Source organism: Caulobacter sp. FV1ye6ST (genome assembly GCF_058681225.1).
Map to the genome: position 1 here is coordinate 1548336 of NZ_CM178733.1, position 22450 is coordinate 1570785.

Sequence of the window (22450 nt, forward strand, 5' to 3'; positions counted from 1 at the left end):
GTCCCTTTCATCATCTTCAGCGGCCCGCCGCGTGAGGCTGAAAACGCATGACCCTAAACCGGCGCGTCCGCATCCTCGACCGGGCCGAACACCTTCTCGAAGCTGGCCTTCAGGGCCGCGTCGGCCTCGTCCAGGGTGACGGGCAGGCCCAGGTCGACCAGGCTGGTTACGCCGTGCTCGGTCTGGCCGCAGGGCACGATGCCGGAGAAGTGGCCAAGGTCGGGCTCGACGTTCAGGCTGACGCCGTGGAAGCTGACCCACTTGCGCAGCTTGACGCCGATGGCGGCGATCTTGTCCTCGCGGCTCCAGCCGACGCCCTTGCGCTCGACCCAGACGCCGACCCGGCCGTCGCGCAGTTCCCCAGTGACATTGAAGGCGGCCAGGGCGTCGATGATCCAGGCCTCCAGCGCCGCCACGAAGGCGCGCACGTCACGGCCTCGTTTCGTCAGGTCCAGCATGACATAGGCCACGCGCTGGCCGGGGCCGTGATAGGTGAACTGCCCGCCGCGCCCGCTCTCGAACACCGGGAAGCGGTCGGGCTCGATCAGGTCGCCCGCCTTGGCCGAGACGCCGGATGTGTAGAGCGGCGGATGCTCCAGCAGCCAGATCAGCTCGCCCGCCGTTCCCTCGGCGATGTCGGCGGCGCGGGCCTCCATGGCGGCAACCGCTGCCGGGTAGGGCACGTAGTCGGTCGAAACCGCCCAGCCAACCGGCGCCGCGTCATCGCGTCCCATGGTCGGAAGCCCAGTATTTTCAGCGCTTAACGGGAGAGCAAGCATACGGCCCTAATCTTGCAATCGAGACGGTTGCGACCCGGTCGGTCGCGTGTGTCAGTTCAAGGGTCTTACTTCGTGAGCCAGGTCAACGCCGTCAATGTCGAGATCTCCGTTCTGCTGGGGCGCTCGATCCTGCCTATGCAGCAGCTCCTGCGCATGGGTCGCGGCGCGGTGATCCCGCTGGACGCCAAGACCAATGACGAAGTGTGGATCCTGGCCAACAACCACCCGATCGCGCGGGGCGAAATCCAGATCAGCGACGACCGCATCGCCATCCAGGTGACCCGCGCGGCCGACGTCTACGACTACATGGCCGGCGGCGCCTAAGGCGTCGCGGGGGGTAAGTTCGCCAGACGCGAACTTCCGACTTCCCAAACCCGATTCAGTTTGCTACCTGCCGCCCCTCACCACGAGCGGTCGTGGCGGAATTGGTAGACGCGCAGCGTTGAGGTCGCTGTATCGCAAGATGTGGAAGTTCGAGTCTTCTCGACCGCACCAGTGTTGAACACAGACTAGAGCGCTCCCGGCGAAATCGGTTTCCGACTCGCTAGGGGCGCTCTAATCGTTTCTGGCCTTGGTTTCGCCCCAAGCGCGCTTCATCGGACCCAGCCGCAACGAAACCACGCGCTCTAAGAGCTCAGGAGGCCCCCATGACCCGGGACACCGCCGAACTGACCGACGACGTGCTGGACGACATCCCGCTGACCCAGATCCCTCTGGCCAAGACCGAAACCCCCGAGGAGCTGGAAGATCTCGCCCTCGGCGACGACTACGCCCTCAATCCCGAATATGTCGAGATGGTGATCGACGCCGCCGACAGCGGCGACAGCAAGCGCCTGCGCGAGCTGGTGGGCGCCCTGGACCCGGCCGACGTCGCCGACCTGATGGGCTTTCTGACCGCCGACTATCGCGAGCAGGTCATTCCGCTGCTCGATCCCGAAGCGCTGGGCGAGATCATCTCGGAGCTGGAAGACAATATCCGCGAGGAGGTCCTTGAGGCCACCCCGTCCGTGACCCTGGCCCGGGCGCTGGAGGAACTGGACACCGACGACGCCGCCGACGTCATCGACGACCTGGACGACACCAAGCGCTTCCAGGTGCTGGCGGCCATGGGCGAGATCGATCGCGCGGCCATCGAGACGACCCTGTCCTACGAGGACGAGACCGCCGGCCGCCTGATGCAGCGGGAGTTCCTGGCCGCGCCGGAGTTCTGGACCGTCGGCCAGACCATCGACCACGTCCGCGACTCGGGCGATCAGCTGCCCGAGCTGTTCTTCGACGTCTATGTGGTCGACCCGACCTACAAGCCCGTCGGCGCGATCCCGATCAGCATCCTGCTGCGCAGCCGTCGCGAGACGCCGCTGGCCGAGCTGATGGAAGCAGCGACCGAAATCGATGTCGGCATGGACCAGGAAGAGGTCGCCTACATCTTCGACAAGTACCACCTGATCAGCGCCCCGGTGATCGACCCGGGCGGTCGGCTGGTGGGCCAGATCACCGTCGATGACATCGTCGAGGTCATTCGCGACGAGGCCCAGGAAGACATCCTGGCCCTGGCCGGCGTGTCCGACGCCGGTCGCGACGCTTCGGTGATCGAGATCGTCAAGTCGCGCCTGCCGTGGCTGATGCTGAACCTCGCCACGGCGACCCTGGCCGTCAGCGGCGTCGCCATCTTCCAGGCCGAGATCGCCCAGCTGGTCGCCCTGGCCATCCTGATGCCGATCGTCTCGTCCCTGGGCGGCAACGCCGGCACCCAGACCCTGGCCGTCGCCGTGCGCGCCCTGGCCAGCAAGGAGCTGACCACGGCCAACGCCCGCAGGATCGTGCTGCGTGAACTGCTGGTCGGCTTGGTCAACGGCGTATGCCTGGCCCTTGTGATGGGCGCGGCGACCTATCTGTTCTTCGGTCCCCAGGACCATCACGGCAAGCTGGCGATCATCGTCGGTTCCGCCCTGATCGCCAACATCTTCACCGCCGCCCTGGGGGGCATCCTGATGCCGCTGGCCCTGGAGAAGATGGGGCGCGATCCGGCGGTTTCGTCTTCGATCTTCGTGACCTTCCTGACCGACTTCACGGGCTTCTTCGCGGTGCTGCTGATCGCGGCCCTGCTGCTGCACTGACGGTTTTCTAGGGGCGCTGTTGAAAACTGGCGCCGACCTTGCGCCGGGACAGGCGAACGCACCCGCGTCTGTCTCAAACTGGGTCAAACTCCGCGATGAAACCGCGCCATCAGGTCACCCGGACGGCCGTCGATCTCATCAAGAGATTCGAGGGCTATCGTCAGAAGGCCGCACAGCTCCCCGATGGGCGCTGGACGGTCGGCTATGGCCACACCCTGACCGCTCGCGAGGGCGCCTCCGTCTCTGAAAAGGACGCCGAGGCCCTGCTGCTTTACGACCTGATCTCGGTCGCCCATTCGGTCAACGAACACACCTACGCGCCGCTGAACCAGAACCAGTTCGATGCGCTGGCCTGCTTCGCCTTCAATATCGGTGTCGACAACTTCCTCCGTTCGGGCGTGCTGCGACGGATCAACGAGGGCTCGCTGCTGCAAGCCGCGTGCGCGATGGAGATGTGGCGCAAGGCCGATTTCGAGGGCGAGCGGATCGTCATCGACGCCCTGGTCCGCCGACGTTCGGCCGAAAAGACCCTGTTCCTGACGCCGGCGAACGGCGAATGGGTGCCCGCGCCCAGCCCCGTGCTGCGCCCGAAGGTCGACTACGACGCCAGCTGCGCCGTGCCGAAACAGACTCCGGTCGCCGTCAATGCTCGTACCGAGGGCGACCGCGTCGTCGCTCAGCGCGAGGACGGCCTGCCGCTGACCGTGGTCGTTCCGGAAGAGGACGGCCCCACGGCCACCGAACAGTCGGCCGCCGCGGTCGCCGCGCGCCTGGAGGCCATTCTGCCGGATGCGCCGCTGGCCGCCCCGAGGACGACCACGACCGCGCCTCAGCCCGTGCGCCTGGACGATCTGGGTCTGCCGGAACCCCCGGCGCCGGCCCAGCCTGCGGTCACCGAGCCCGCGCCAGTCCTGTTCCAGGACGAAACGACCACGACGTCGGTCGAGCCGGCGACGGCGCCCGTCGAGTTCACGCCGTTCCGCCTGACGCCGCAGCCGGTCGAGGAGGTCGAAAAGCCGACGCCGGTCGAAAGCTTCGCGCCGGCCTCGCAGCCGGTGCAGAGCGAGCCGACCCTGTTCGGCGGTCCGGCCGCCAATTCGTCGGTGTTCAACCTCGGCGGCTTCTCGACCAGCGAAGAGGTCGACCTGCGGCCGATGGACGTCTCGATGATCCCGGCCGAGGCTCCCCGCTTCGGCAACACCAGCCTGCTGGTCAGCCTGGGCATCCTGGGTCTGGCCCTGTTCGGCGGCGGCGTCCTGTGGATCCTGACCGTGGCCGCGGGCTCGGACACCGGCGTCAAGATGTTCGGCTACGGCGCGAGCATGATCGGCGCGATCTGTTTCGTGGTTTCGGCTTATCTTCTTCTTCGCCGCCTTGCTGGGCCCGATATGGGCGACGAAGAATAGTTTCTTTGCTTCCCTCGCGGAAATTGAGCAAGAACGCCCGTAGGTCCGCGTGATCGACGGGCGTTCGTGCTTTGGGAGCCGCTATCATGACGAATTTCGCGCCCTCGATGGATTTCGCGCTGGGCGAGACGGCCGACGCGATCCGCGAGACCACGGCTCGCTTCGCCGCCGACAAGATCGAGCCGCTGGCGGCGAAGATCGATGAGACCAACGAATTTCCCCGTGAGCTTTGGGTCCCCATGGGCGATCTGGGCTTGCACGGCATAACGGTCGAGGAAGAATTCGGCGGCCTGGGTCTCGGCTATCTTGAGCACGTGATCGCCATGGAGGAGATTTCTCGTGCCTCGGCCTCGGTGGGCCTGAGCTACGGCGCGCACTCCAATCTCTGCGTCAACCAGATCCGCCGCTGGGCCACGCCCGACCAGAAGCAGCGCTACTTGCCCAAGCTGATCAGCGGCGAGCATGTCGGCTCGCTGGCCATGAGCGAGGCCGGTTCGGGCTCGGACGTCGTGTCGATGAAGCTACGCGCCGAACAGCGTGGCGACCGCTACGTCCTGAACGGCACGAAGTTCTGGATCACCAACGCCCCGCACGCCGACACCCTGGTGGTCTACGCCAAGACGGGCGAAGGCAGCCGCGGCATCACCGCCTTCATCGTCGAGAAGGGCATGAAGGGCTTCAGCGTCTCCAAGAAGCTGGACAAGATGGGCATGCGCGGCAGCGACACCGCTGAACTGGTGTTCGAGGACTGCGAGATCCCGGAAGAAAACATCATGGGCCCGGTCGGCGGCGGCGTCGGGGTGCTGATGAGCGGTCTGGACTACGAGCGCGCCGTGCTCAGCGCCGGGCCGCTGGGCATCATGCAGGCGTGTCTGGACATCGTCCTGCCCTATGTCCGCGACCGTAAGCAGTTTGGCCAGGCCATCGGCTCGTTCCAGCTGATGCAGGGCAAGATCGCCGACATGTACGTGGCCCTGAACTCGGCCCGGGCCTATGTCTATGCCGTGGCCCGCGCCTGTGACGCCGGCAAGACCACGCGCTTCGACGCCGCCGGCGCGATCCTGATGGCGTCCGAGAACGCCGTGAAGGTGTCGCTGGAAGCCATCCAAGCCCTCGGCGGCGCGGGATACACCAAGGAGTGGCCGGTCGAGCGCCTGCTGCGCGACGCCAAGCTTTACGACATCGGCGCGGGCACCAACGAGATCCGCCGCTTCCTGATCGGCCGCGAGCTGATCGGGGCCTAACCGGAATTGAAAAGGGCCGCCCCGATCGCTCGGGACGGCCCTCCATCGTCGTGGCCGCTTTCGCAGCGCGTGACTTGGAAACCTTGGGCGCTCAACGCCTAGGCGGAGACCTCACTCACAAGGCTCCAGGTCACGACTTGCGACCGCGGTTGGAGACAATGAGACACTGGTCACCTCCTTTCAGTTGGTTGAACAACACAACTCGAATATGGACCCGATTTCGCGGATGAAAAGGGGGAGTCGACCGCGACGAGACGTCGCGCTGGTCTTGCCCAAATGCCGTGCTCAGATCGTCAGCAGCTTGAAGCCCACCAGAATGGCCGCCCATAGCGCGAAGGCCGCGCCCACGGCCAGGGGACGATTGAGGTTGATACGACGCGCACCAGTCGCCCGGGCCGAATGGCCGTTCGGGGTGAAGTTTATGGGGGTAAGCATGCCGCGTGAATCCTTCCCTTTAATCCCTCTGTCGGGGATCTGACTCGGACCGTATGGTAAATCCTCGCCTTTGAGAAGAATTCTTCACAAAAGCCTTGGTTGCACCTCGGCGGATTGTCGCAGGGCCAACATATTGGAGCGCCGATGGCCAGTTGGGATCCCGACGTCTACGCCCTCTATCGTCGCTATCGCGAGCGGCCGGCGCTGGACCTGCTGACGGCTATTCCCCGCGACCTGCAGCCACGCGAGATCTGGGACCTGGGCTGCGGTCTAGGCGAGCAGGCGGCTCTGCTGGCCGCGCGGCATCCGGCGGCGCGGGTGCGGGGCCTGGACGCCAGTCCGGAGATGCTGGCGCGGGCCAAGGCCCTGCCGACGCGGGTCGAGTGGGTGCGGGGCGATATCGCCAGCTTCGCGCCCGACGTTCCGGCCGACCTGATCTTCAGCAACGCCGCCCTACAGTGGGTGGATGACCACGGGACCTTGATCCCGCGGTTGGCCGCGGCCCTGGCGACCGGCGGCGAGCTGGCCGTGCAGATGCCGGTGGCGGACGGGCTGGGCTGGCGCGGTGCGTTGGCCGAGATCGCCGCCGACGGACCGTGGGCGGCGTGGCTGAGCGGGGTCGAAGGCGTGCGCCACGCCAACGCGCCCGAGGACTACTACGCCTGGCTGGCGCCGACCTGTCCCGAGGTCGACATCTGGACCACGACCTACCTGCACGCCCTGCATGGCCAGGACCCGATCGTCGACTGGACGATGGGCACGACCTTGCGGCCCTATCTTGACGCACTGCCGGACGAGGAGAAGAAGCCGTTCCTCGACGCTTGGCGAGCCCGGCTGGCGCGAGACTATCCGCGCCGCGAAGATGGCGTGACGCTGTTTCCGTTCAAGCGGTTGTTCATCGTCGCTCGAAAGGCGTGAGCCTCTAGCGACCTGGGTGCAGCGTGGCGTCCGCGCGTTTCTCGGCCAGGCTGGGCCTGCGGCGCAGTTCATCGACGGGCTTGTGCAGGGCGTCCAGCGCCTGGCTGGCGGCCATGTAACCGGCCTTCACGGCGGGCTCGAAGGCGCGCCAGTCGCGGATGTCGACGCCCTCCAGCTTGGGCGTGATCAGCACGTCGGTGGCTTCACGGGCGGCGGCGAGATCGCGGCCAGTCGTGACCGTGGCGGCGCGCATCAGCAAGGCCACGATCGGCGGACCCTTGCGCCACTCGCCCGACACGATCCAGCTCCACAAGGAGGGTGGCACGATGATGTCGTCGGCGGTGATGCTGCGACCCCGCGTGACGTCGACGCCGACGATCGGCCCCAGCTGGAAGGATCGCATCACGTCGGCCGGGAAGTTCTTCATCACGGCTCCGTCGACCAGCACCTGGCCATTTTCGGTGGCCGGCGGCATCACGCCCGGCAGCGAGATCGACGCCCGCAGCGCCGCCTGGAGGTCGTCGGTGCGATGCAGTTGATAGGCGCCCGAGGTCAGGTTCGACGAGACGCAGAAGAACGGCAGCCACAGGTCGCTGATGTCGACCGTGCCGAAATGCTCGTCCAGCCGCGCCCTGACCTTCTCGCCGCGGGTCATGGCGATCAGGGGGAAGGCGATGTCGTCCAGCGGGCTGGTGTCGACGAAGGCCTTGCGTATGCGGTGCTCCAGCTCGCCGTCGTCCCAGCCCATGGCGATGCCGGCCGCCACGATCGCGCCCATCGAGGCGCCGCCGACGAAGTCGATCGGTACGCCGCGCTCGCGCATGGCCTGGATCGCGCCGATATGGGCATAGGCCCGCGCGCCGCCGCCGGAGAGCACCAGACCCACCGACTGGCCGGTCAGCACCCGCGCCAGGCGCTGCATGTCGGCCACGCCGTTCTCGCGCAGGTGGAACAGCCGGGCGGCCTGAGTCGCGGCCATCCAGGCCGCCGAGCCGCTGGGCCGCGGCAGGCTGGCAGACTGCAGCAGGATCAGGTCGACCAGCCGCTGGGCCTGCAACGGACCCGAGGCGTAGGAGGGTATTTCGGCCGGCGGCTTACGGTCGCCGCGCCCGATCCGGAACAGCCGGTCCACCTGGCGGCCGACCACGTGCTTCCAGGCGGTCTCATCTGCCTCGGCGACATAGAGGACGAAGTCGTGCTCGCGCTCGACATTGCTGAACCATTCGGTCGGAGCCAGCTGCGACTCGCAGCCCTCGACGGTGACCGAATAGCCCAGGGCCTCGATGCAGCGGGCCAGACGCTCGACGACCGGCCGGATCGCCGCGCCGGACTCGACCGCGATGAATCCGAACACCGACGGATCGCCGATCGCCGCGTGGGTCTGAGCCTGGCGAGTGCGGCGGATCATCAGCCGCGACAGCTCCAGCATCACGTGCGGGTCTTCCTCGGCGGCCTCGAAGAAATCGTCGCGGGGCAGGGACAGGACCTCGCTGTCCCGCAAGGCGACCATATAGGCCGAGTGCGCGCTGCCGCCGATCAGAGCCATCTCGCCGGCCGGCTCACCAGGGCGGATCACGCCCAGGAATTGCGACTCCTGGCCCTCCTCATGGCGGAAGGCGCCCAGCCGCCCGGTCTTCAGGAAATAGAGCTGGTCGGCCTCTTCGCCGGGCCGGAAGAGGGTCGCTCCGCCGGGCAGCGAAAACCACGCGGCCGCCCCGGTCCGCCGCTCTCGGGCGAACAGGCGCGACAGGGCCGAGTCGTCGGGCAGGGGCGTTTCCACGGCGCGGACGCTAGCGGTTTCGGGCAGGCTTGACCACGGGGGAGCGATCAGGCGCAACTGTTGATCCCGAAGCTGAAATGTCCCAGAACGGATTTGGCTCGAAATCTTCTCTTCAGGGTCCAAAAAACTACGACTTCCGGGATGGGGTGGAAGAGGCTAATCGTCGGTCATGCCGAAGTTGAACTCCGCTATTGACGCGTCCGGTGACGCTTTCGCCCGCAACGCGGCCCACAACCGCGCCTTGGCCGAGGAATTGAGGGTCAAGGTCGCCGAGGCGGCGTTGGGCGGTCCCGAGAGTTCGCGTGAGCGCCACGCATCGCGCGGCAAGCTGCTGCCGCGCCAGCGGGTCGAACGCCTGCTGGATCCCGGCTCCCCCTTCCTGGAGATCGGCCAACTCGCGGCTTGCGACCTCTATGGCGGAGAAGCGCCGGGCGCGGGCATGATCTGCGGCGTCGGCCGCGTGTCGGGCCGCGAGGTGATGATCGTGGCCAACGACGCCACGGTTAAGGGCGGCGCCTACTTCCCGATGACGGTGAAGAAGCACCTGCGGGCCCAGGAGATCGCCGCCCAGAACCGCCTGCCGTGCGTCTATCTGGTCGACAGCGGCGGCGCGAACCTGCCGCACCAGGCCGAGGTCTTCCCCGACCGCGACCACTTCGGCCGCATTTTCTTTAACCAGGCGCGGATGAGCGCCGTGGGCATCCCGCAGATCGCCTGCGTCATGGGTTCGTGCACCGCTGGTGGGGCCTACGTCCCGGCGATGAGCGACGAGACCGTCATCGTCCGCGACCAGGGCACCATCTTCCTGGCCGGTCCGCCGTTGGTGAAGGCCGCCACGGGCGAGGTGATCAGCGCCGAGGAACTGGGCGGGGCCGACACCCATGGCCGCCGTTCGGGCGTCGTCGACCACGTGGCCGAGAACGACGAGCACGCGCTGGAGATCGTCCGCTTGATCGTCGCCAACCTCAACACCACCAAGCCCGAACAACTGGTCATCACCGAGTCCGAGCCGCCGCTGTACGATCCGGAAGAGCTCTACGGCATCGTCCCGACCGACGTCCGCGCGCCCTATGACGTTCGCGAGGTCATCGCCCGCGTCGTCGACGGCAGCCAGTTCGACGAGTTCAAGGCGCTGTACGGCACGACCCTGGTCTGCGGCTTCGCCCGCATCTGGGGCCAGCCGGTGGCGATCCTGGCCAACAACGGCGTTCTGTTCAGCGAGAGCGCCGTGAAGGGCGCGCACTTCATCGAGCTGGCCTGCAAGCGCAAGATCCCGCTGGTCTTCCTGCAGAACATCTCTGGCTTCATGGTCGGCGGCAAGTACGAGGCTGGGGGCATCGCCAAGGACGGCGCCAAGCTGGTCACGGCCGTCGCCTCGGCCGAGGTGCCGAAGTTGACCGTCCTGATCGGGGGCAGCTTCGGTGCTGGCAACTACGGCATGTGCGGCCGCGCCTACAGCCCGCGCTTCCTGTTCACCTGGCCCAACAGCCGGATTTCGGTGATGGGCGGCGAGCAGGCCGCCAGCGTGCTGGCCACCGTGCACCGCGACGCCGCCAAGTGGACGCCGGAGGAGGCGGAAGCCTTCAAGACGCCGATCCGCCAGCGCTACGAGGATGAAGGCAATCCGTATCACGCCACGGCGCGGCTCTGGGACGACGGCATCATTGATCCGGCGCAAACCCGTGACGTGCTGGGCCTCGCAATCTCGGCGTCGCTGAATGCGCCGATCCCGGAGACCACCTTCGGCGTTTTCCGGATGTAGCGCTTAGACAGGAACGAACCACCATGACCAACCCGATCGCCGACCCCATCGTTGAAGTGAACGACACAGAGACCATGACTCCGCTCGTCCACATCGACAGCACGCCCGACGGCGCGGTGACGGTCTGGATCAACCGGCCCGACAAGAAAAACGCCTTCGACGCCGAGACCATCTCGGGCCTGCGTCAGGCGTTCGAGACCCTGCACGGGGCCGAGGGCGTGCGGATCGTCTTCCTGCGCGGCGTCAGCGGCATGTTCAGCGCCGGCGCCGACCTCGACTGGATGGCCGCGTCCATCGAGCAGGACGAGGACGACAATCGCGCCGACGCCCTGGAACTGGCCCACATGCTCAAGGCGCTGCACGACATTCCGGCCCTGACCGTGGCCCTGGTCGAGGGCCCGGCCTTCGGCGGCGGCGCGGGTCTGGTGGCCGCCTGCGATCACGCCATCGCCCTGATGGACGCCAAGTTCTCGTTCTCCGAGGTCAAGCTGGGCCTGACCCCGGCGACCATCAGCCCGTACGTCATCCAGGCCCTGGGTCCGCGCACCGCCAAGCTGCTGTTCGCCACCGGCCGGGTGTTCGACGCCGACGAAGCCTGGGGCTACGGCCTGGTCGACGAAGTGTTCGAGGACGTCGCCAGCCTGGAAGTCGCCCGCGACGCCCTGATCGAGGAAATGGCGCCCTGCGCTCCCGGCGCGATCGGCGACGCCAAGGCCCTGGTCAACGACTTCGCTGGCCAGAAAATCGACAAGGGCCTGATCGAAGAGAGCGCCAAGCGCATCGCTCGCCGCCGTGTGTCGGAAGAGGGCCAAGAAGGGGTGCGCGCCTTCCTCGCCCGTCGTAAACCCTCCTGGGCTGAGTAAGACTCAACTTCTGGGGCTTGAGGGGGCGTGATGACGGCGGCGGATCTGGAAGCAGGGGCAGCGGACTCGGCGGCGAGCTTTATTCGTCCCAAGCAGCACCCGTTCGATAAGCAGGGCGAGCCCTGCAAGAACTGCGGGACGCCCCTGGAGGGCTGGTACTGCTACTCCTGCGGCCAGAACGCCGACACGCATCACCGGTCGATCCTGCACCTGCTCTGGGAGGCCATCGAGGGGATGTTCCACCTCGACGGTCGCCTGGCCAACACCCTGCCGCTGCTGTTCTTCAAGCCGGGTAAGCTGGCCAAGGACTACATGGAAGGCCGGATCGTGCGGCACGTGCCGCCGTTCCGCACCTTCCTGGTCGCCCTGCTGCTGTTCATCTTTTCCGCCGAGCACGCCATCCACGGCATCCGCCATCAGCAGGAGCTGAAGGAGGAGAAGGCGGCTGAGTTGCTGGCGACGCCGGCCGGCCGCAAGGCCAAGGCCGACGAGATCCGCAAGGACGCGACCGAAGTCCGCGATGATCGTCTTAAGGATCTCGCCACGATTCGCGACGAGAACCTCAAGGAGGCGGGCGCCGACAAGGCCAGGATCGCCGCTAAATACGCCGACGGCGTCAAGAAGGCGCAGGACCGCTACGCCCGTCATATGGCCGAGGCCCAGGCGGTGCAGGACAATCCCAAGGCCGCCGAAGAGGCCATCGCCAAGCTGCACGGCCGGAACTCTGCCGCCGCCGAGCAGATCCGCAACCTCAGCTTCGAAAGCCCGGAGACGCTGACAGACGGCGCCAACAAGGTCGCTGACGCCCAGATCGGGGGGCAGCGCTTCAACGTTGTCGTTCCCGACGAGACGCAGCAAGCCGAGATCAAGGCCAAGGCCGCCGAGCAGGGGCACGCCGCGAAAGGCAAGTACGCCTCCGGCGCCGAGGCGCTCGGCAATTGGAAGGAAGGCCTGGCCAAGGCCGTCGCCAATCCGGACTACTTCCTGCTGGTGATGTTCGGCTGGGCGCACCGCCTGGCGGTGCTGCTGCTGCCGATCACCGGCCTTTCCCTGGCGCTGGTCTACGTCAACAAGCGCCAGTACTTCATCTACGACCACCTGCTGGTCGCCACGAACCTGCTGTCGTTCTCGTTCCTGATCTACGCCATCCTGTTCGTGCTGCCCGGGGCGATGGTGCCGTGGTTCCTCGGGATCGTGCAGCTGTGGGCGCCGATCAACCTCTTCCAGACCCTGCGGGGCGGCTATGGCTCCAGCATCATTGGCGCGCTGCTCAAGACGTTCATTGTCTGGATGATCAGCATGACCTCCTTCGGCCTTCTGGTCGGCGGCCTGATGGTCTTCACCCTTTCCCAGATGTAGGTCTCCGCCTTGATCTCCTCCGTCCTGATCGCCAACCGAGGCGAGATCTCCCGTCGCATCATCCGCACCGCCCGTGAGTTGGGCGTGCGGACGATCGCCGTCTATTCCGAAGCGGACGCCCACGCGCCCTTCGTGATGGAGGCCGACGCCGCGATCCTGATCGGCCCGGCGCCGGCCAAGGAGAGCTATCTGGATCCGAGGAAGATCCTGGCCGCCGCCAAGCAGATGGGCGCCGAGGCCATCCACCCCGGCTACGGCTTCCTGTCCGAGAACGCCGAGTTCGCGCAGAGCGTGATCGACGCGGGCCTCGTCTGGATCGGTCCGCCGCCCTCGGCGATCCGGGCCATGGGCCTGAAGGACGCCGCCAAGAAGGTCATGATCGAAGCGGGCGTGCCGACCACGCCTGGCTATCTGGGTGAGGACCAGTCGGTCGAGCGCCTGACCGCCGAAGCCGCCAAGATCGGCTACCCCGTGCTGATCAAGGCCGTGGCCGGCGGCGGCGGCAAGGGTATGCGCAAGGTCGACAAGGCCGACGACTTCGAAGCCGCCCTCGGTTCGTGCCGCCGCGAGGCCGCCGCCAGCTTCGGCGACGACCGGGTGCTGCTGGAGAAATACGTCACTCGTCCGCGCCACATCGAGGTGCAGGTGTTCGGCGACAGCTTCGGCAATGTCGTCCACCTGTTCGAGCGCGACTGCTCGCTGCAGCGCCGCCACCAGAAGGTCATCGAGGAGGCTCCGGCCCCCGGCATGGACGAGGCCACGCGAGAGGCCGTCTGCGCCGCCGCGGTCAAGGCCGCCCAGGCCGTGGGCTATGTCGGGGCCGGCACGGTCGAGTTCATCGCCGACGCCTCCGAAGGCCTGCGCGCCGACCGCATCTGGTTCATGGAGATGAACACCCGCCTGCAGGTCGAGCATCCGGTCACCGAGATGGTCACCGGCCAGGACCTGGTGGAGTGGCAGTTGCTGGTCGCCTCGGGCGAGCCGCTGCCGCTGGAGCAGGACGAGATCACGCTGGACGGCTGGGCCATGGAGGCCCGCCTCTATGCCGAGAACCCGGCCACCGGCTTCCTGCCCTCGACCGGCAAGCTGAAGCACTTCCGTCTGCCGGAAGGCGATGTCCGCGTCGACAGCGCGGTGGAGGAGGGCGGCGAGGTCACGCCCTTCTACGACCCGATGATCGCCAAGCTGATCGCCCACGGCGCCGACCGCGAGGACGCGGCCCAGCGCCTGGCCGAGGCCTGCGCCCTGGTCGAGGTCTGGCCGGTCAAGACCAACGCCGCCTTCCTGGCCAAGTGCGCCAGCCACCCGGACTTCATCGACGGTACGATAGACACCGGCTTCATCGAAGCGCGGCTGGACGAGCTGGTCGAGCGCACCTTCAGCGACGAGCCGGCCATGGCCGCGATCGGCTGGCGGCTGGACAGCTTCCTCGAGGCCGAGGCGCGCCGCGATCCGTGGGAGAGCGCGCCGTCCAAGCTGCTGGGCTTCCGCATGAACGCCCCCCGCGCCCCGATGCATCTGCCGATGTCGGCCGACGGCAAGGCCATGCCGCTGCAAGTCGCCCTGATCGGCGGCGGCTCCGAGGACTGGTCCTGGGACATCCGCCACGCCGACGGCGCGACCTTCGACGAGGTCACCCGCCTGCCGACCACCTACGGCAAGGGGCCGATCCAGGTGTTCGAGGGCGGCGACGTCCAGACCTTCGACTTCGAGGCCCAGGTCGGCGGTGCGGGCGAGGGCGCGGCCTCGGACGGGGTGATCCTGTCGCCGATGCCTGGCAAGATCGTCTCGGTTGCTGTCGCGGCCGGTCAGACGGTGACCAAGGGCCAGACGCTGCTGACCCTGGAAGCCATGAAGATGGAACACGCCCTGGCCGCGCCGTTCGACGGGGTGGTGGCGGAGCTGACGGCCGTGGCCGGCGGCCAGGTCAGCGAGGGTGTGGTGCTGGCGAAGCTGGAAGCGGCGGCAGGCTGAGCGCCCCCTCCACCGGCTTCGCCGGTCCCCCTCCCCCAATAGGGGGAGGAGAGAAGAGGGCCCGGCGTCCTCTCCGCCCCGCTTGGGGGCGGACAGACCTGCGCAGCAGGTCAGGTGGGGGCCTGTGCTGAGTCCAGTCACGCGGGCGCGCCTCCACGCGGCCAGCCGCTGAAGCTCAAGGAAAGGGACGCGGAGCGCCGGACAGCGTCCGGAGTTGGAAAATAGAAATACCGTTTCGACGAAGTCAGACGCTCCGCGCGGTCGTTATCCGGAAGCGTGACGTCCCGACGCTGTTCGCGCCTGTTCGCCCTTGAAGCCTCCGACGGGCGGGCCGGATCGCGAAGCCTGGTCCCGGATGTCCGGGTTTCCCCGAACCTGTCGCTCTCCTCGGCCTGCATCCACCGTCGTTTCTGTGTTCCAGGGTCGACTACCTCGGGGATGGTGCAGTTGCGGAGTCTCCCCCGCGCCGACGAACGCGCCCGCTCGATCGCCCCCCGCCGCCGCAACGGTCGCTGGCCATGCGCCCTTTCCTCGCGACGAGGTGGAAGCATTGTGCGGCCGTTCTGAACGCCGATCATTCAGGGGTGTGTAAAAGTGACAAGCGCTTGATTTCGTGGGGTTCGATGTCCCCAACGCCGGGGATGGAGCGCCGCCAATCCCCTCGACCCCACCGCCCCCTTCACCGTCATTCCTGCCCGCGTGGCGGGAATGACGGGATGCTTTTAGGATCGGTAAGAAAGCCCCTTCGCCCGCGCGAAGCGTGGGAGGGTGAGGGGTTACGAGGTGGACGGCGTGCCGGCACTCCGTCGAGCGCCGTAACCCCTCACCCCAGCCCTCTCCCTATGGGAGAGGGAGCACGGGCCGCCATCCACCCTTCTCAGCCCCTCGCGATGTCCGCTTTCCGGCTGACGTCGGACCGCGCGGTGCGGTCGAAAGCCGAGTTTCCGACTTCCACCCCATGGCCGCGCTCAAAACCCGAGCCCCCAAACGAAGACCGCCGCTGCGGGCGCCTCCCACAAGGCGTCCGAAACGGCGGTATGGAGCCCTCCAGGCTCGGATCACGCCCCCACATGAACGCGATACGTAAGGGATAACGGTGTCTTATGGACCGTCGATGGCTTTCCCCAACGGGGCGAGAGCGGGCGGATGAATGCGTCGGTTGCCTTACCCTGGAAGCGCGCTATCTAGCGCCCATGGCGTTGCACATCATCAAGCTGGTCGTCGGATGCGAGACGATCGACGATCTCCTGGCCTGGCACAGGGACGAGAGCCAACCCTGGATCATGCACACCCGCATGACGCCCAAACGGATCGACGAGGTGCTGGACGGCGGCTCGCTGTATCGGGTGTTCAAGGGGCAGGTTCTTTGCCGCCAGAAGATCCTGGCGATCGACACGGTCGGGGAGGGCGCGGCCTCGCGCTGCGAGGTCACGGTCGATCCGCCGATCATCCGCGTCGCGCCCCAGCCGCGCCGGGCCTTCCAGGGCTGGCGCTATCTGAAGCCCGAGGACGCGCCGCCGGACCTGACCGAGAGCGAAGCCGCCGACCTTCCGCCGGATCTCGCCCGCCAGCTGCGCGAACTGGGCGCGTGGTGATGTTCGCCTGAATAACTTTCAGGTGTGTCGTTATCTAAATGGCAACCAGGGCGGGTGTCATCTTGTCGCAGGGGACAAGGGAGAGATGACAATGAAGGCCGGTTTCGCCGCCTTGGGCGTGGGAATGCTGTTCGTGGGCCTGATCGCCGGGCTGCTGATCGCCCTCAGGCCGCTCTAGGCGCGCGACCTCAGTTCACCGCCATATTGTCGATCAGCCGCGTCTTGCCCAGCCACGCGGCGACCAGGATGCGGCCTTTCGTCTGGCCGACGGGGCCGGGGCCCAGACGTGAAAGGTCTGTGGCCTCACGGATCTCGACATAGTCAACCTGACCAAAGCCGGCCGCCTTCAGCGCGGCCGTCGCCGTTTGCTCGGCCTCGTCGATCCGACCGCCCGCGGCCACGGCGGCCGCCGCCGCCTTCATCGCCGTCGGCAGGGCCACCGCGGCGGCGCGCTCTTCGGCGGACAGATAGGCGTTGCGCGAGGAGAGGGCGAGGCCATCGTCAGCCCGGGCCGTTGGGGCGCCGATGATCTCGATCGGGATGTCCAGGTCGCGGGTCATCCGTTTGACCACCTGTAGCTGCTGATAGTCCTTCTCGCCGAACACGGCGACGTCGGCCTGGCTCTGGATGAACAGCTTGGCCACCACGGTGGCGACACCGCCGAAGAATTGCGGCCGGGCCGCGCCTTCGAGGGGCTCGGAGACGCCCGAGACCGTGATCGCCGTGGCGAAGCCGGGGGCGTACATCTCCGCGCCATTGGGGGCGAACATCAGGTCGCAGCCGACCGAGGCCAGCTTCTCGGCGTCCATCGCTTCGCCGCGCGGATAGGCGTCGAAGTCCTCGTGCGGGGCGAACTGCTTGGGATTGACGAAGACGGTGGCGATCACCCGGTCGGCGTTCCGCTGGGCCAGGCGGATCAGGGTCAGGTGGCCCTCGTGCAGGGCGCCCATGGTCGGAACCAGGGCCACGCGCTGGCCGGCGGCCTTCCAGGCGCGGACGTGCTCGCGCATCTGCGCGACGGTGCGGACGATCTGGGTCATGGCTGGGTCTCCACGCGGACAGGCCGCGCTTATGGCCTCGTGGCTTGCGCAGGTCCACCGTCCGTTGCGTGAGGCCGGGCTGGGGGTGCGACAATTATGCCTGTGGATTGAGCCGGTTGACCCGCTAGGGCGTCGGTAACATCGTGTTAACCTTCAGTCCAAGGTCGCGCGAGTCGCGATGCATTGAGGATCGAGTCATGGCCGAAACGCGCGTCATCGTCGTCGGCAACGAAAAGGGTGGTGCGGGCAAGTCCACCATCGCCGTCCACCTTGTCACCGCGCTGCTCTACGGCGGCGCCAAGGTCGCCGTTCTGGACCTGGACCTTCGCCAGCGGACGTCGGGCCGGTTCTTCGAGAACCGCCGGGCCTGGGCCGCCAACAAGAAGCTCGACCTGCCCATGCCGTTGGCGCTGGACCTCAGCGACAACGACATCGCCCTGGCCGAAAAGGGCGACGAGGCGCAGGTCGCCGGCTTCGAGGCCGCCTTCGCCCGCGCGGCGGAGGAATGCGACTTCATCCTGATCGACACCCCCGGCGGCGACAGCGCCATCACGCGCCTGGCCCACGGCCGCGCGGACTTGGTCGTCACCCCGATGAACGACAGCTTCGTCGATTTCGACATGCTGGGCACCGTCGACCCGGTGACCCTGGAGCTTACCAAGCCCAGCCTCTATTCGCTGACCGTCTGGGAAGGCCGCAAGCAGCGCGCTCTGTCGGGCCAGCGCCAGGCCATGGACTGGGTGGTGCTGCGCAACCGCCTGGCCACCACCGAGGCCCGCAACCGCAAGCGTCTGGAGGACCGTCTGACGGCCCTGGCCAAGCGCGTCGGCTTCCGCATCGGCCCTGGCCTGCGCGACCGCGTCATCTATCGCGAGCTGTTCCCGTTCGGCCTGACCATCGCCGACCTGTCGCCGCAGGTGCGCCCCGTGCCGGTGTCGCTGCAGCACCTGGCCGCCCGCCAGGAACTGCGCGCCTTGATGCACAGCCTGGGCCTGTCGGCCTATTCCGGCGAGACCCTGCTGGCGGCGCAGTAGGCGCTGGCCTAAGTTAGGAAGCGGGCGGCTGGGGCGACCCTGCCGCCCGTTTTCGTATCTGGAGCTCCGATGCTGTACCTGCTGCTGGGCGCGGCCATTCTCGTCTTTTTGCTGTGGCCGAAGGGGCGCGCGCTCCTCAACGGCGACGGCTGGCGGGTCGGCGCGGGCGCGGCCTCGATCGCCGCCTTCGCCGGGGCGGCCTATGCCTCGATCCGCGGGTCTTGGGGCACGGGGATCGTGCTGGGCGTCATCGGTCTGTGGAGCGTTACCGAGGCCCGCCGCCGGCCGGTCATCCGCCGCGAGGTCGTCCATCCGCCCAAGGCCGAGTTGAGCCTGTCCGAAGCCCGCGCCATCCTCGGCGTCGGCCCCGACGCGACCTTGGCCGAGGTCAAGGCGGCCTATATGCGCCTGATCCAGATGGCTCACCCGGACAAGGGCGGCACCGAAGGCCTGGCGGCCCAGCTGAATGCCGCGCGGGATCGTTTGATCAGGCGGCGAAGCTGAGCTACGACTTCCGCCATGATCAATAACCAACGTTTCTGGCGTCGTCGCTCGTCGGGCCAAACCTGCTCGGTATGACGCTCTGACCGTGTTCAGAGCGAGTCGCCGCGCGCGGCTCATGGCGTCATTTCAGTTTCGGACTTTGATCTTCCCATGACCAACCAACCCATCGACTGGGCCGAGCGCTTCAGCGCGCGCATGGACCGCGTCCACGCCAGCGAGATCCGCGAGCTTCTCAAGCTGCTGGACCAGCCCGACATCCTGTCGTTCGCCGGCGGCATTCCCGATCCCAGCCTGTTTCCGGCCGAGCGGATCCAGGCCGAGTACGAGGCCGTGCTGGCCGATCCGGTCCTGTCCAAGCAGGCGCTGCAATACTCCGTCAGCGAGGGTTATCTGCCGCTGCGCGAGTGGATAGCCGAGCGCATGACCCGCGACGGCATGCCGTGCGAACCGCACAACATCATGCTGACCGCCGGCTCGCAGCAGGCGCTGGACCTGATCGGCAAGCTGTTCATCAGCCCCGGCGATACGGTGGTGGTGGCGCGGCCGACCTATCTGGGCGCGCTGCAGGCCTTCAACGGATATCAGCCGAGCTATCGCGACCTGCCGGACGCGGCGCTGACGAGCGGGGAGACCGACCTGCCGCAAGGCGCGCTCGGCTATTTCGTGCCCGACTTCGCCAACCCGACCGGCGTCAGCCTGACCCTGGACGAGCGCGAGGCCCTGCTGGACCAGGCCGCCACGCTGGACATGACCCTGGTCGAGGACGCGGCCTATCGCGAGCTGCGCTTCGCCGGCGAGCCGACGCCGACCCTGCTGTCGCTGGATATCAAGCGCCGCGGCGGTATCGACAACGCCCGGACCCTGTTCCTGGGCACCCTGTCCAAGACCCTGTCGCCAGCCTTGCGCATCGGCTGGGTCTGCGGCCCCAAGCCGGTGATCGAGAAGCTGGTTCTGCTCAAGCAGGGCGCGGACCTGCACGTCTCGACGATCAACCAGATGGTCGCCCATCGCGCGGTGTCCGAAGGCTACGACCAGCACCTTCATCGCCTGCGCGGGGCCTATGGCGCCAAGGGGCGGGTGATGCTGGCGGCGCTGGAGCGGTCGATGCCTCAGGGCGTGACCTGGTCGCATCCGGACGGCGGCATGTTCGTGTGGATCGACCTGCCCGAGGGTGTCGACGGCGCGGACCTGCTGGCCCGGGCCATCGCCGAAGAGCGCGTGGCCTTCGTGCCCGGCGCGCCGTTCTTCGCCGAGGTGAAGACGGCCAACGCCATCCGCCTGAGCTACTCGCTGCCGACCGACGCGCAGATCGAGGAAGGCGTGGGACGGCTGGCGCGGCTGATCTCGAGAGTGATGGCCGAGGCCTAGAAAAGCAAAACCCCGGAGGTCGCCCTCCGGGGTTTCTTGTCTCAGCGGTAGAAGCCGCCTCAGCGCGGCGACAGCACCATGCAGGGCATCCGCTTGGCCTTCAGGGCCGAGCAGGCCTCGCGGGCGGCGTCCGAGGTCAGGCCCTGGAACTGGGCGCGGAAGGCGCCGCCGGCCGCGCCTTCGACGGCGCCCTCGGCGTCGGCGACCATCTTGGCGAAGCGGCCGCGCACCAGCTTCAGCTGGTCGTTGGCCAGCGACTTGGACTTGAACGCCCCGACCTGCACGCCCCATTCGCCCTTCGGCTTCTTGGCGGCGGCCTTCGAGGCCGGCTTGGCGGCTTCCTGGGCGCCGCGCAGGGTGGGGGAGACCTTCACCGGACCGGGGTTGCGGGGGTTCTCGGTCAGGACGATCCGCAGGCCGGCCTGGTCGCCGTCACCCTGTTCGGTGGACGGACGCTCGATCGGACCCGAAGGCTCTTCCTCATAGATGTTGGCGGCGATGGTGGTGCGCTCGCCGCGCGACCGGCGCTTCATGACGTCGAAGCCGGTCAGCAGCAGGTCTTCCATGTTGTTGTCGCGCCAGGCGGTCGAGGGGCCGCCCAGGACCACGGCGATCAGGCGACGGCCGTCGCGCACGGCCGAGCCGGCTAGGTTGAAGCCAGAAGCGTTGGTGTAGCCGGTCTTGAGGCCATCGAAGCCGTCCATGCTGTCCAGCAGGCGGTTGTGGCCTTTGACGTAGTTGCCCCGGAAGTAGAAGCCCTTCACCGAGAAGTAGCTGTAGTACTGCGGGAAGTCCCGCATCGTGGCGCGCGACAGGATGGCGAGGTCCCGGGCCGTCGAGATCTGGCGGCTGTCGGGCAGGCCCGAGGCGTTCACGAAGCGGCTGTTGCGCATGCCTAGTTCCTGACCGCGCAGGGTCATCAGGGCGGCGAAGCGCGACTCACTGCCGGCGAGTCGCTCGGCCATGGCCACGGCCACGTCGTTGGCCGACTTGACCGTCATGGCCTTGATGGCCTCGTCGACCGACAGGCTGTCGCCGGACGAGATGCCGATCTTGGTCGGAGCCTGGGCGGCCGCGCGGGGCGACATGACGACTCGGTCCGTGAGCTTCAGGCGGCCTTCGCTCAGCGCCTCGAAGGTCAGGTACAGGGTCATCACCTTGGTGACCGAGGCGGGGTAGCGGGGGCTGTCGGCCCTTTTGTCGTAAAGGACTTCGCCCGAATTGGCGTCGATCACGATCGCCGCGTACTTCGGTTCCTGAGCGTTCAGCTGCAGGTACGGTATGGCCGCCGAAGCCGGGGTCGGCGCGACGGCGCCGAACAGGCACGAGAGCGCGAGGCCGGCGACGGCCAGGAAAGAACGGGCGGTGGTAAGCTTGGCGAACATGAAGCGACGTCCGTCATCTGAACTGGGAAGCGGTTTCGCACCGCCACACGCGTGACCATTAGCATGATGGAGGCGGCCTTTCGCTAAAGTAAACAACTGGTGAGCGATGTTGCCGCGGGCGCGAAAATTTCAGGCGCGTGTTTTCAATGCTGCAGCTTGAGGGGGCGCATGACGTTACGTCATGGTGCGCTGCACAAAATCATTGACTGCTGCACTGCAACATGAGAGAACCACGGTGTTCCAAAGCGCAGATGGGCGAGTTGCAGCTCGCTTGTTCGCCCCGCCCCGATTTCTCGCCTTCGCACCTCCCCAGGAGAATTCCCATGGCCGCCGCCGAAACCGTCAAGAACACCGTCGAACAATTCAGCACCGCCTCGAACCAAGCGTTCAAGGACGGCGTCGAGAAGTCGCTGGCCGCCCTGGCCGAAGCCAACACCCACTCGAAGAAGAACCTGGAAGCCGTCGTCGCTTCGGTGACCGCGGCCACCAAGGGCGCTGAAGCCCTGGGCGCCCAGACCTTCGCCTACTCGAAGAAGGCCATGGAAGACCAGGTCGCCGCCGCCAAGTCGCTGGCCGGCGCCAAGAGCGTCCAAGAAGCCATGGAACTGCAGACCGCCTGGGCCAAGACCGCTCTGGAAGCCTACATCGCCCAGGTCAGCAAGGCCTCGGAGATCGTCTCGGCCTCGATCAAGGACTCGGTGAAGCCGCTGAACGAACGCGCCAGCGCCGCCGTCGAGAAGTTCCAGGCCGCTCGCTAGGAGCCGCTTCTGGTTTCGGGCCTTGCGGCTCGATCCCACCCCATTGGAAGGGCTCGGACCGAAAGGTCCGGGCCTTTTCTCTTTTGCGCTCCGGTGGGGCGCGTTAAGCATGCCTCACTGCCTTTCAGT

General features: G+C 67.3%; 21 protein-coding genes, 1 tRNA gene and 3 pseudogenes. 17 read left to right on the plus strand and 8 right to left on the minus strand.

Features of this window, described 5'->3' with window-relative positions:
• Window positions 1-53 precede the first annotated feature (53 nt).
• Window positions 54-779, minus strand: coding sequence for a lipoyl(octanoyl) transferase LipB (lipB, locus tag ACW175_RS07755; RefSeq protein WP_492104015.1), 726 nt, complete (start codon window positions 777-779; stop codon window positions 54-56).
• 12 nt (window positions 780-791) lie between these two features.
• On the opposite strand from lipB, the gene ACW175_RS07760 reads away from it, so the two are divergent.
• The 5 genes from ACW175_RS07760 to ACW175_RS07780 all read left to right on the plus strand — a co-directional run bounded on the left by ACW175_RS07760 (window position 792) and on the right by ACW175_RS07780 (window position 5546).
• On the plus strand, window positions 792-1103 hold the full coding sequence (locus tag ACW175_RS07760; protein ID WP_099576642.1) for a FliM/FliN family flagellar motor switch protein: 312 nt from the start codon (window positions 792-794) through the stop codon (window positions 1101-1103).
• An 86-nt stretch (window positions 1104-1189) separates the two neighbouring features.
• A tRNA-Leu gene (locus ACW175_RS07765) sits at window positions 1190-1274 on the plus strand.
• A gap of 152 nt (window positions 1275-1426) precedes the next feature.
• Window positions 1427-2896 carry a magnesium transporter gene (gene mgtE / locus ACW175_RS07770; RefSeq protein ID WP_492104016.1) on the plus strand — a complete coding sequence of 490 codons (1470 nt, stop codon included), beginning with the start codon at window positions 1427-1429 and terminating at the stop codon, window positions 2894-2896.
• A 95-nt stretch (window positions 2897-2991) separates the two neighbouring features.
• Window positions 2992-4302, plus strand: coding sequence for a lysozyme-family localization factor SpmX (gene spmX, locus ACW175_RS07775; RefSeq protein ID WP_492104017.1), 1311 nt, complete (start codon window positions 2992-2994; stop codon window positions 4300-4302).
• Window positions 4303-4385: 83 nt separating this feature from the next.
• Entirely contained in the window at window positions 4386-5546 is a 1161-nt protein-coding gene (locus ACW175_RS07780; protein ID WP_492104921.1) for an isovaleryl-CoA dehydrogenase, read from the plus strand.
• Window positions 5547-5644: 98 nt separating this feature from the next.
• Here ACW175_RS07780 and ACW175_RS07785 read toward each other — a convergent pair.
• Together ACW175_RS07785 and ACW175_RS07790 are read right to left on the minus strand one after the other, a co-directional pair.
• A pseudogene (locus ACW175_RS07785) lies at window positions 5645-5730 on the minus strand (hypothetical protein).
• A 101-nt stretch (window positions 5731-5831) separates the two neighbouring features.
• Window positions 5832-5981, minus strand: coding sequence for a hypothetical protein (locus ACW175_RS07790; protein ID WP_492104018.1), 150 nt, complete (start codon window positions 5979-5981; stop codon window positions 5832-5834).
• A gap of 144 nt (window positions 5982-6125) precedes the next feature.
• Between ACW175_RS07790 and ACW175_RS07795 the strand changes: the two genes are divergently transcribed.
• Window positions 6126-6899: a methyltransferase domain-containing protein gene (locus tag ACW175_RS07795; RefSeq protein ID WP_492104019.1), complete on the plus strand. Its 774-nt coding sequence runs from the start codon at window positions 6126-6128 to the stop codon at window positions 6897-6899.
• 4 nt (window positions 6900-6903) lie between these two features.
• On the opposite strand, the gene ACW175_RS07800 is transcribed toward ACW175_RS07795, so the two are convergent.
• A complete protein-coding gene (locus ACW175_RS07800; RefSeq protein WP_492104922.1) occupies window positions 6904-8679 on the minus strand; it encodes a patatin-like phospholipase family protein in 1776 nt (591 codons plus the stop codon).
• 169 nt (window positions 8680-8848) lie between these two features.
• On the opposite strand from ACW175_RS07800, the gene ACW175_RS07805 reads away from it, so the two are divergent.
• The 4 genes from ACW175_RS07805 to ACW175_RS07820 are packed head-to-tail and all read left to right on the plus strand — an operon-like array spanning window position 8849 to window position 14637.
• On the plus strand, window positions 8849-10441 hold the full coding sequence (locus tag ACW175_RS07805) for a carboxyl transferase domain-containing protein (RefSeq protein ID WP_492104020.1): 1593 nt from the start codon (window positions 8849-8851) through the stop codon (window positions 10439-10441).
• A 23-nt stretch (window positions 10442-10464) separates the two neighbouring features.
• Window positions 10465-11304: an enoyl-CoA hydratase-related protein gene (locus tag ACW175_RS07810; protein WP_492104021.1), complete on the plus strand. Its 840-nt coding sequence runs from the start codon at window positions 10465-10467 to the stop codon at window positions 11302-11304.
• A 30-nt stretch (window positions 11305-11334) separates the two neighbouring features.
• Window positions 11335-12663 carry a DUF3667 domain-containing protein gene (locus tag ACW175_RS07815; RefSeq protein ID WP_492104022.1) on the plus strand — a complete coding sequence of 443 codons (1329 nt, stop codon included), beginning with the start codon at window positions 11335-11337 and terminating at the stop codon, window positions 12661-12663.
• A gap of 9 nt (window positions 12664-12672) precedes the next feature.
• A complete protein-coding gene (locus ACW175_RS07820; RefSeq protein WP_492104023.1) occupies window positions 12673-14637 on the plus strand; it encodes an acetyl/propionyl/methylcrotonyl-CoA carboxylase subunit alpha in 1965 nt (654 codons plus the stop codon).
• Window positions 14638-15114: 477 nt separating this feature from the next.
• Here ACW175_RS07820 and ACW175_RS07825 read toward each other — a convergent pair.
• Window positions 15115-15188, minus strand: a pseudogene (locus ACW175_RS07825) (hypothetical protein); the annotation flags it as partial.
• Window positions 15189-15396: 208 nt separating this feature from the next.
• A pseudogene (locus ACW175_RS07830) lies at window positions 15397-15512 on the minus strand (hypothetical protein); the annotation flags it as partial.
• A gap of 318 nt (window positions 15513-15830) precedes the next feature.
• On the opposite strand from ACW175_RS07830, the gene ACW175_RS07835 reads away from it, so the two are divergent.
• Window positions 15831-16232, plus strand: coding sequence for a DUF1489 family protein (locus tag ACW175_RS07835; RefSeq protein ID WP_492104024.1), 402 nt, complete (start codon window positions 15831-15833; stop codon window positions 16230-16232).
• 91 nt (window positions 16233-16323) lie between these two features.
• Window positions 16324-16410, plus strand: coding sequence for a hypothetical protein (locus ACW175_RS07840; RefSeq protein WP_492104923.1), 87 nt, complete (start codon window positions 16324-16326; stop codon window positions 16408-16410).
• Window positions 16411-16420: 10 nt separating this feature from the next.
• Here the strand turns inward: ACW175_RS07840 and panC are convergent, their stop codons facing one another.
• Complete coding sequence (panC, locus tag ACW175_RS07845; protein WP_492104025.1) at window positions 16421-17272, minus strand: pantoate--beta-alanine ligase; 852 nt, start codon at window positions 17270-17272, stop codon at window positions 16421-16423.
• Window positions 17273-17469: 197 nt separating this feature from the next.
• Here panC and mipZ point away from each other — a divergent pair, with 197 nt between their 5' ends.
• From mipZ to ACW175_RS07865, 4 genes are all read left to right on the plus strand, one after another.
• The gene (mipZ, locus tag ACW175_RS07850) at window positions 17470-18306 is read left to right on the plus strand and encodes a division plane-positioning ATPase MipZ (protein ID WP_492104026.1); all 837 of its coding nucleotides are present in this window, start codon (window positions 17470-17472) and stop codon (window positions 18304-18306) included.
• Window positions 18307-18375: 69 nt separating this feature from the next.
• Window positions 18376-18810, plus strand: a complete 435-nt coding sequence (locus ACW175_RS07855) for a J domain-containing protein (RefSeq protein ID WP_492104027.1) — start codon at window positions 18376-18378, stop codon at window positions 18808-18810.
• A 15-nt stretch (window positions 18811-18825) separates the two neighbouring features.
• Window positions 18826-18885 (plus strand): hypothetical protein, encoded by a 60-nt coding sequence (locus ACW175_RS07860; protein ID WP_143324456.1) that lies wholly within the window; start codon window positions 18826-18828, stop codon window positions 18883-18885.
• A 75-nt stretch (window positions 18886-18960) separates the two neighbouring features.
• Entirely contained in the window at window positions 18961-20178 is a 1218-nt protein-coding gene (locus ACW175_RS07865; RefSeq protein WP_492104028.1) for an aminotransferase-like domain-containing protein, read from the plus strand.
• 59 nt (window positions 20179-20237) lie between these two features.
• Here the strand turns inward: ACW175_RS07865 and ACW175_RS07870 are convergent, their stop codons facing one another.
• Window positions 20238-21563 (minus strand): D-alanyl-D-alanine carboxypeptidase family protein, encoded by a 1326-nt coding sequence (locus tag ACW175_RS07870; RefSeq protein ID WP_492104029.1) that lies wholly within the window; start codon window positions 21561-21563, stop codon window positions 20238-20240.
• Window positions 21564-21886: 323 nt separating this feature from the next.
• Here ACW175_RS07870 and ACW175_RS07875 point away from each other — a divergent pair, with 323 nt between their 5' ends.
• On the plus strand, window positions 21887-22321 hold the full coding sequence (locus ACW175_RS07875; protein ID WP_099576674.1) for a phasin family protein: 435 nt from the start codon (window positions 21887-21889) through the stop codon (window positions 22319-22321).
• The last annotated feature ends 129 nt before the right edge of the window (window positions 22322-22450 follow it).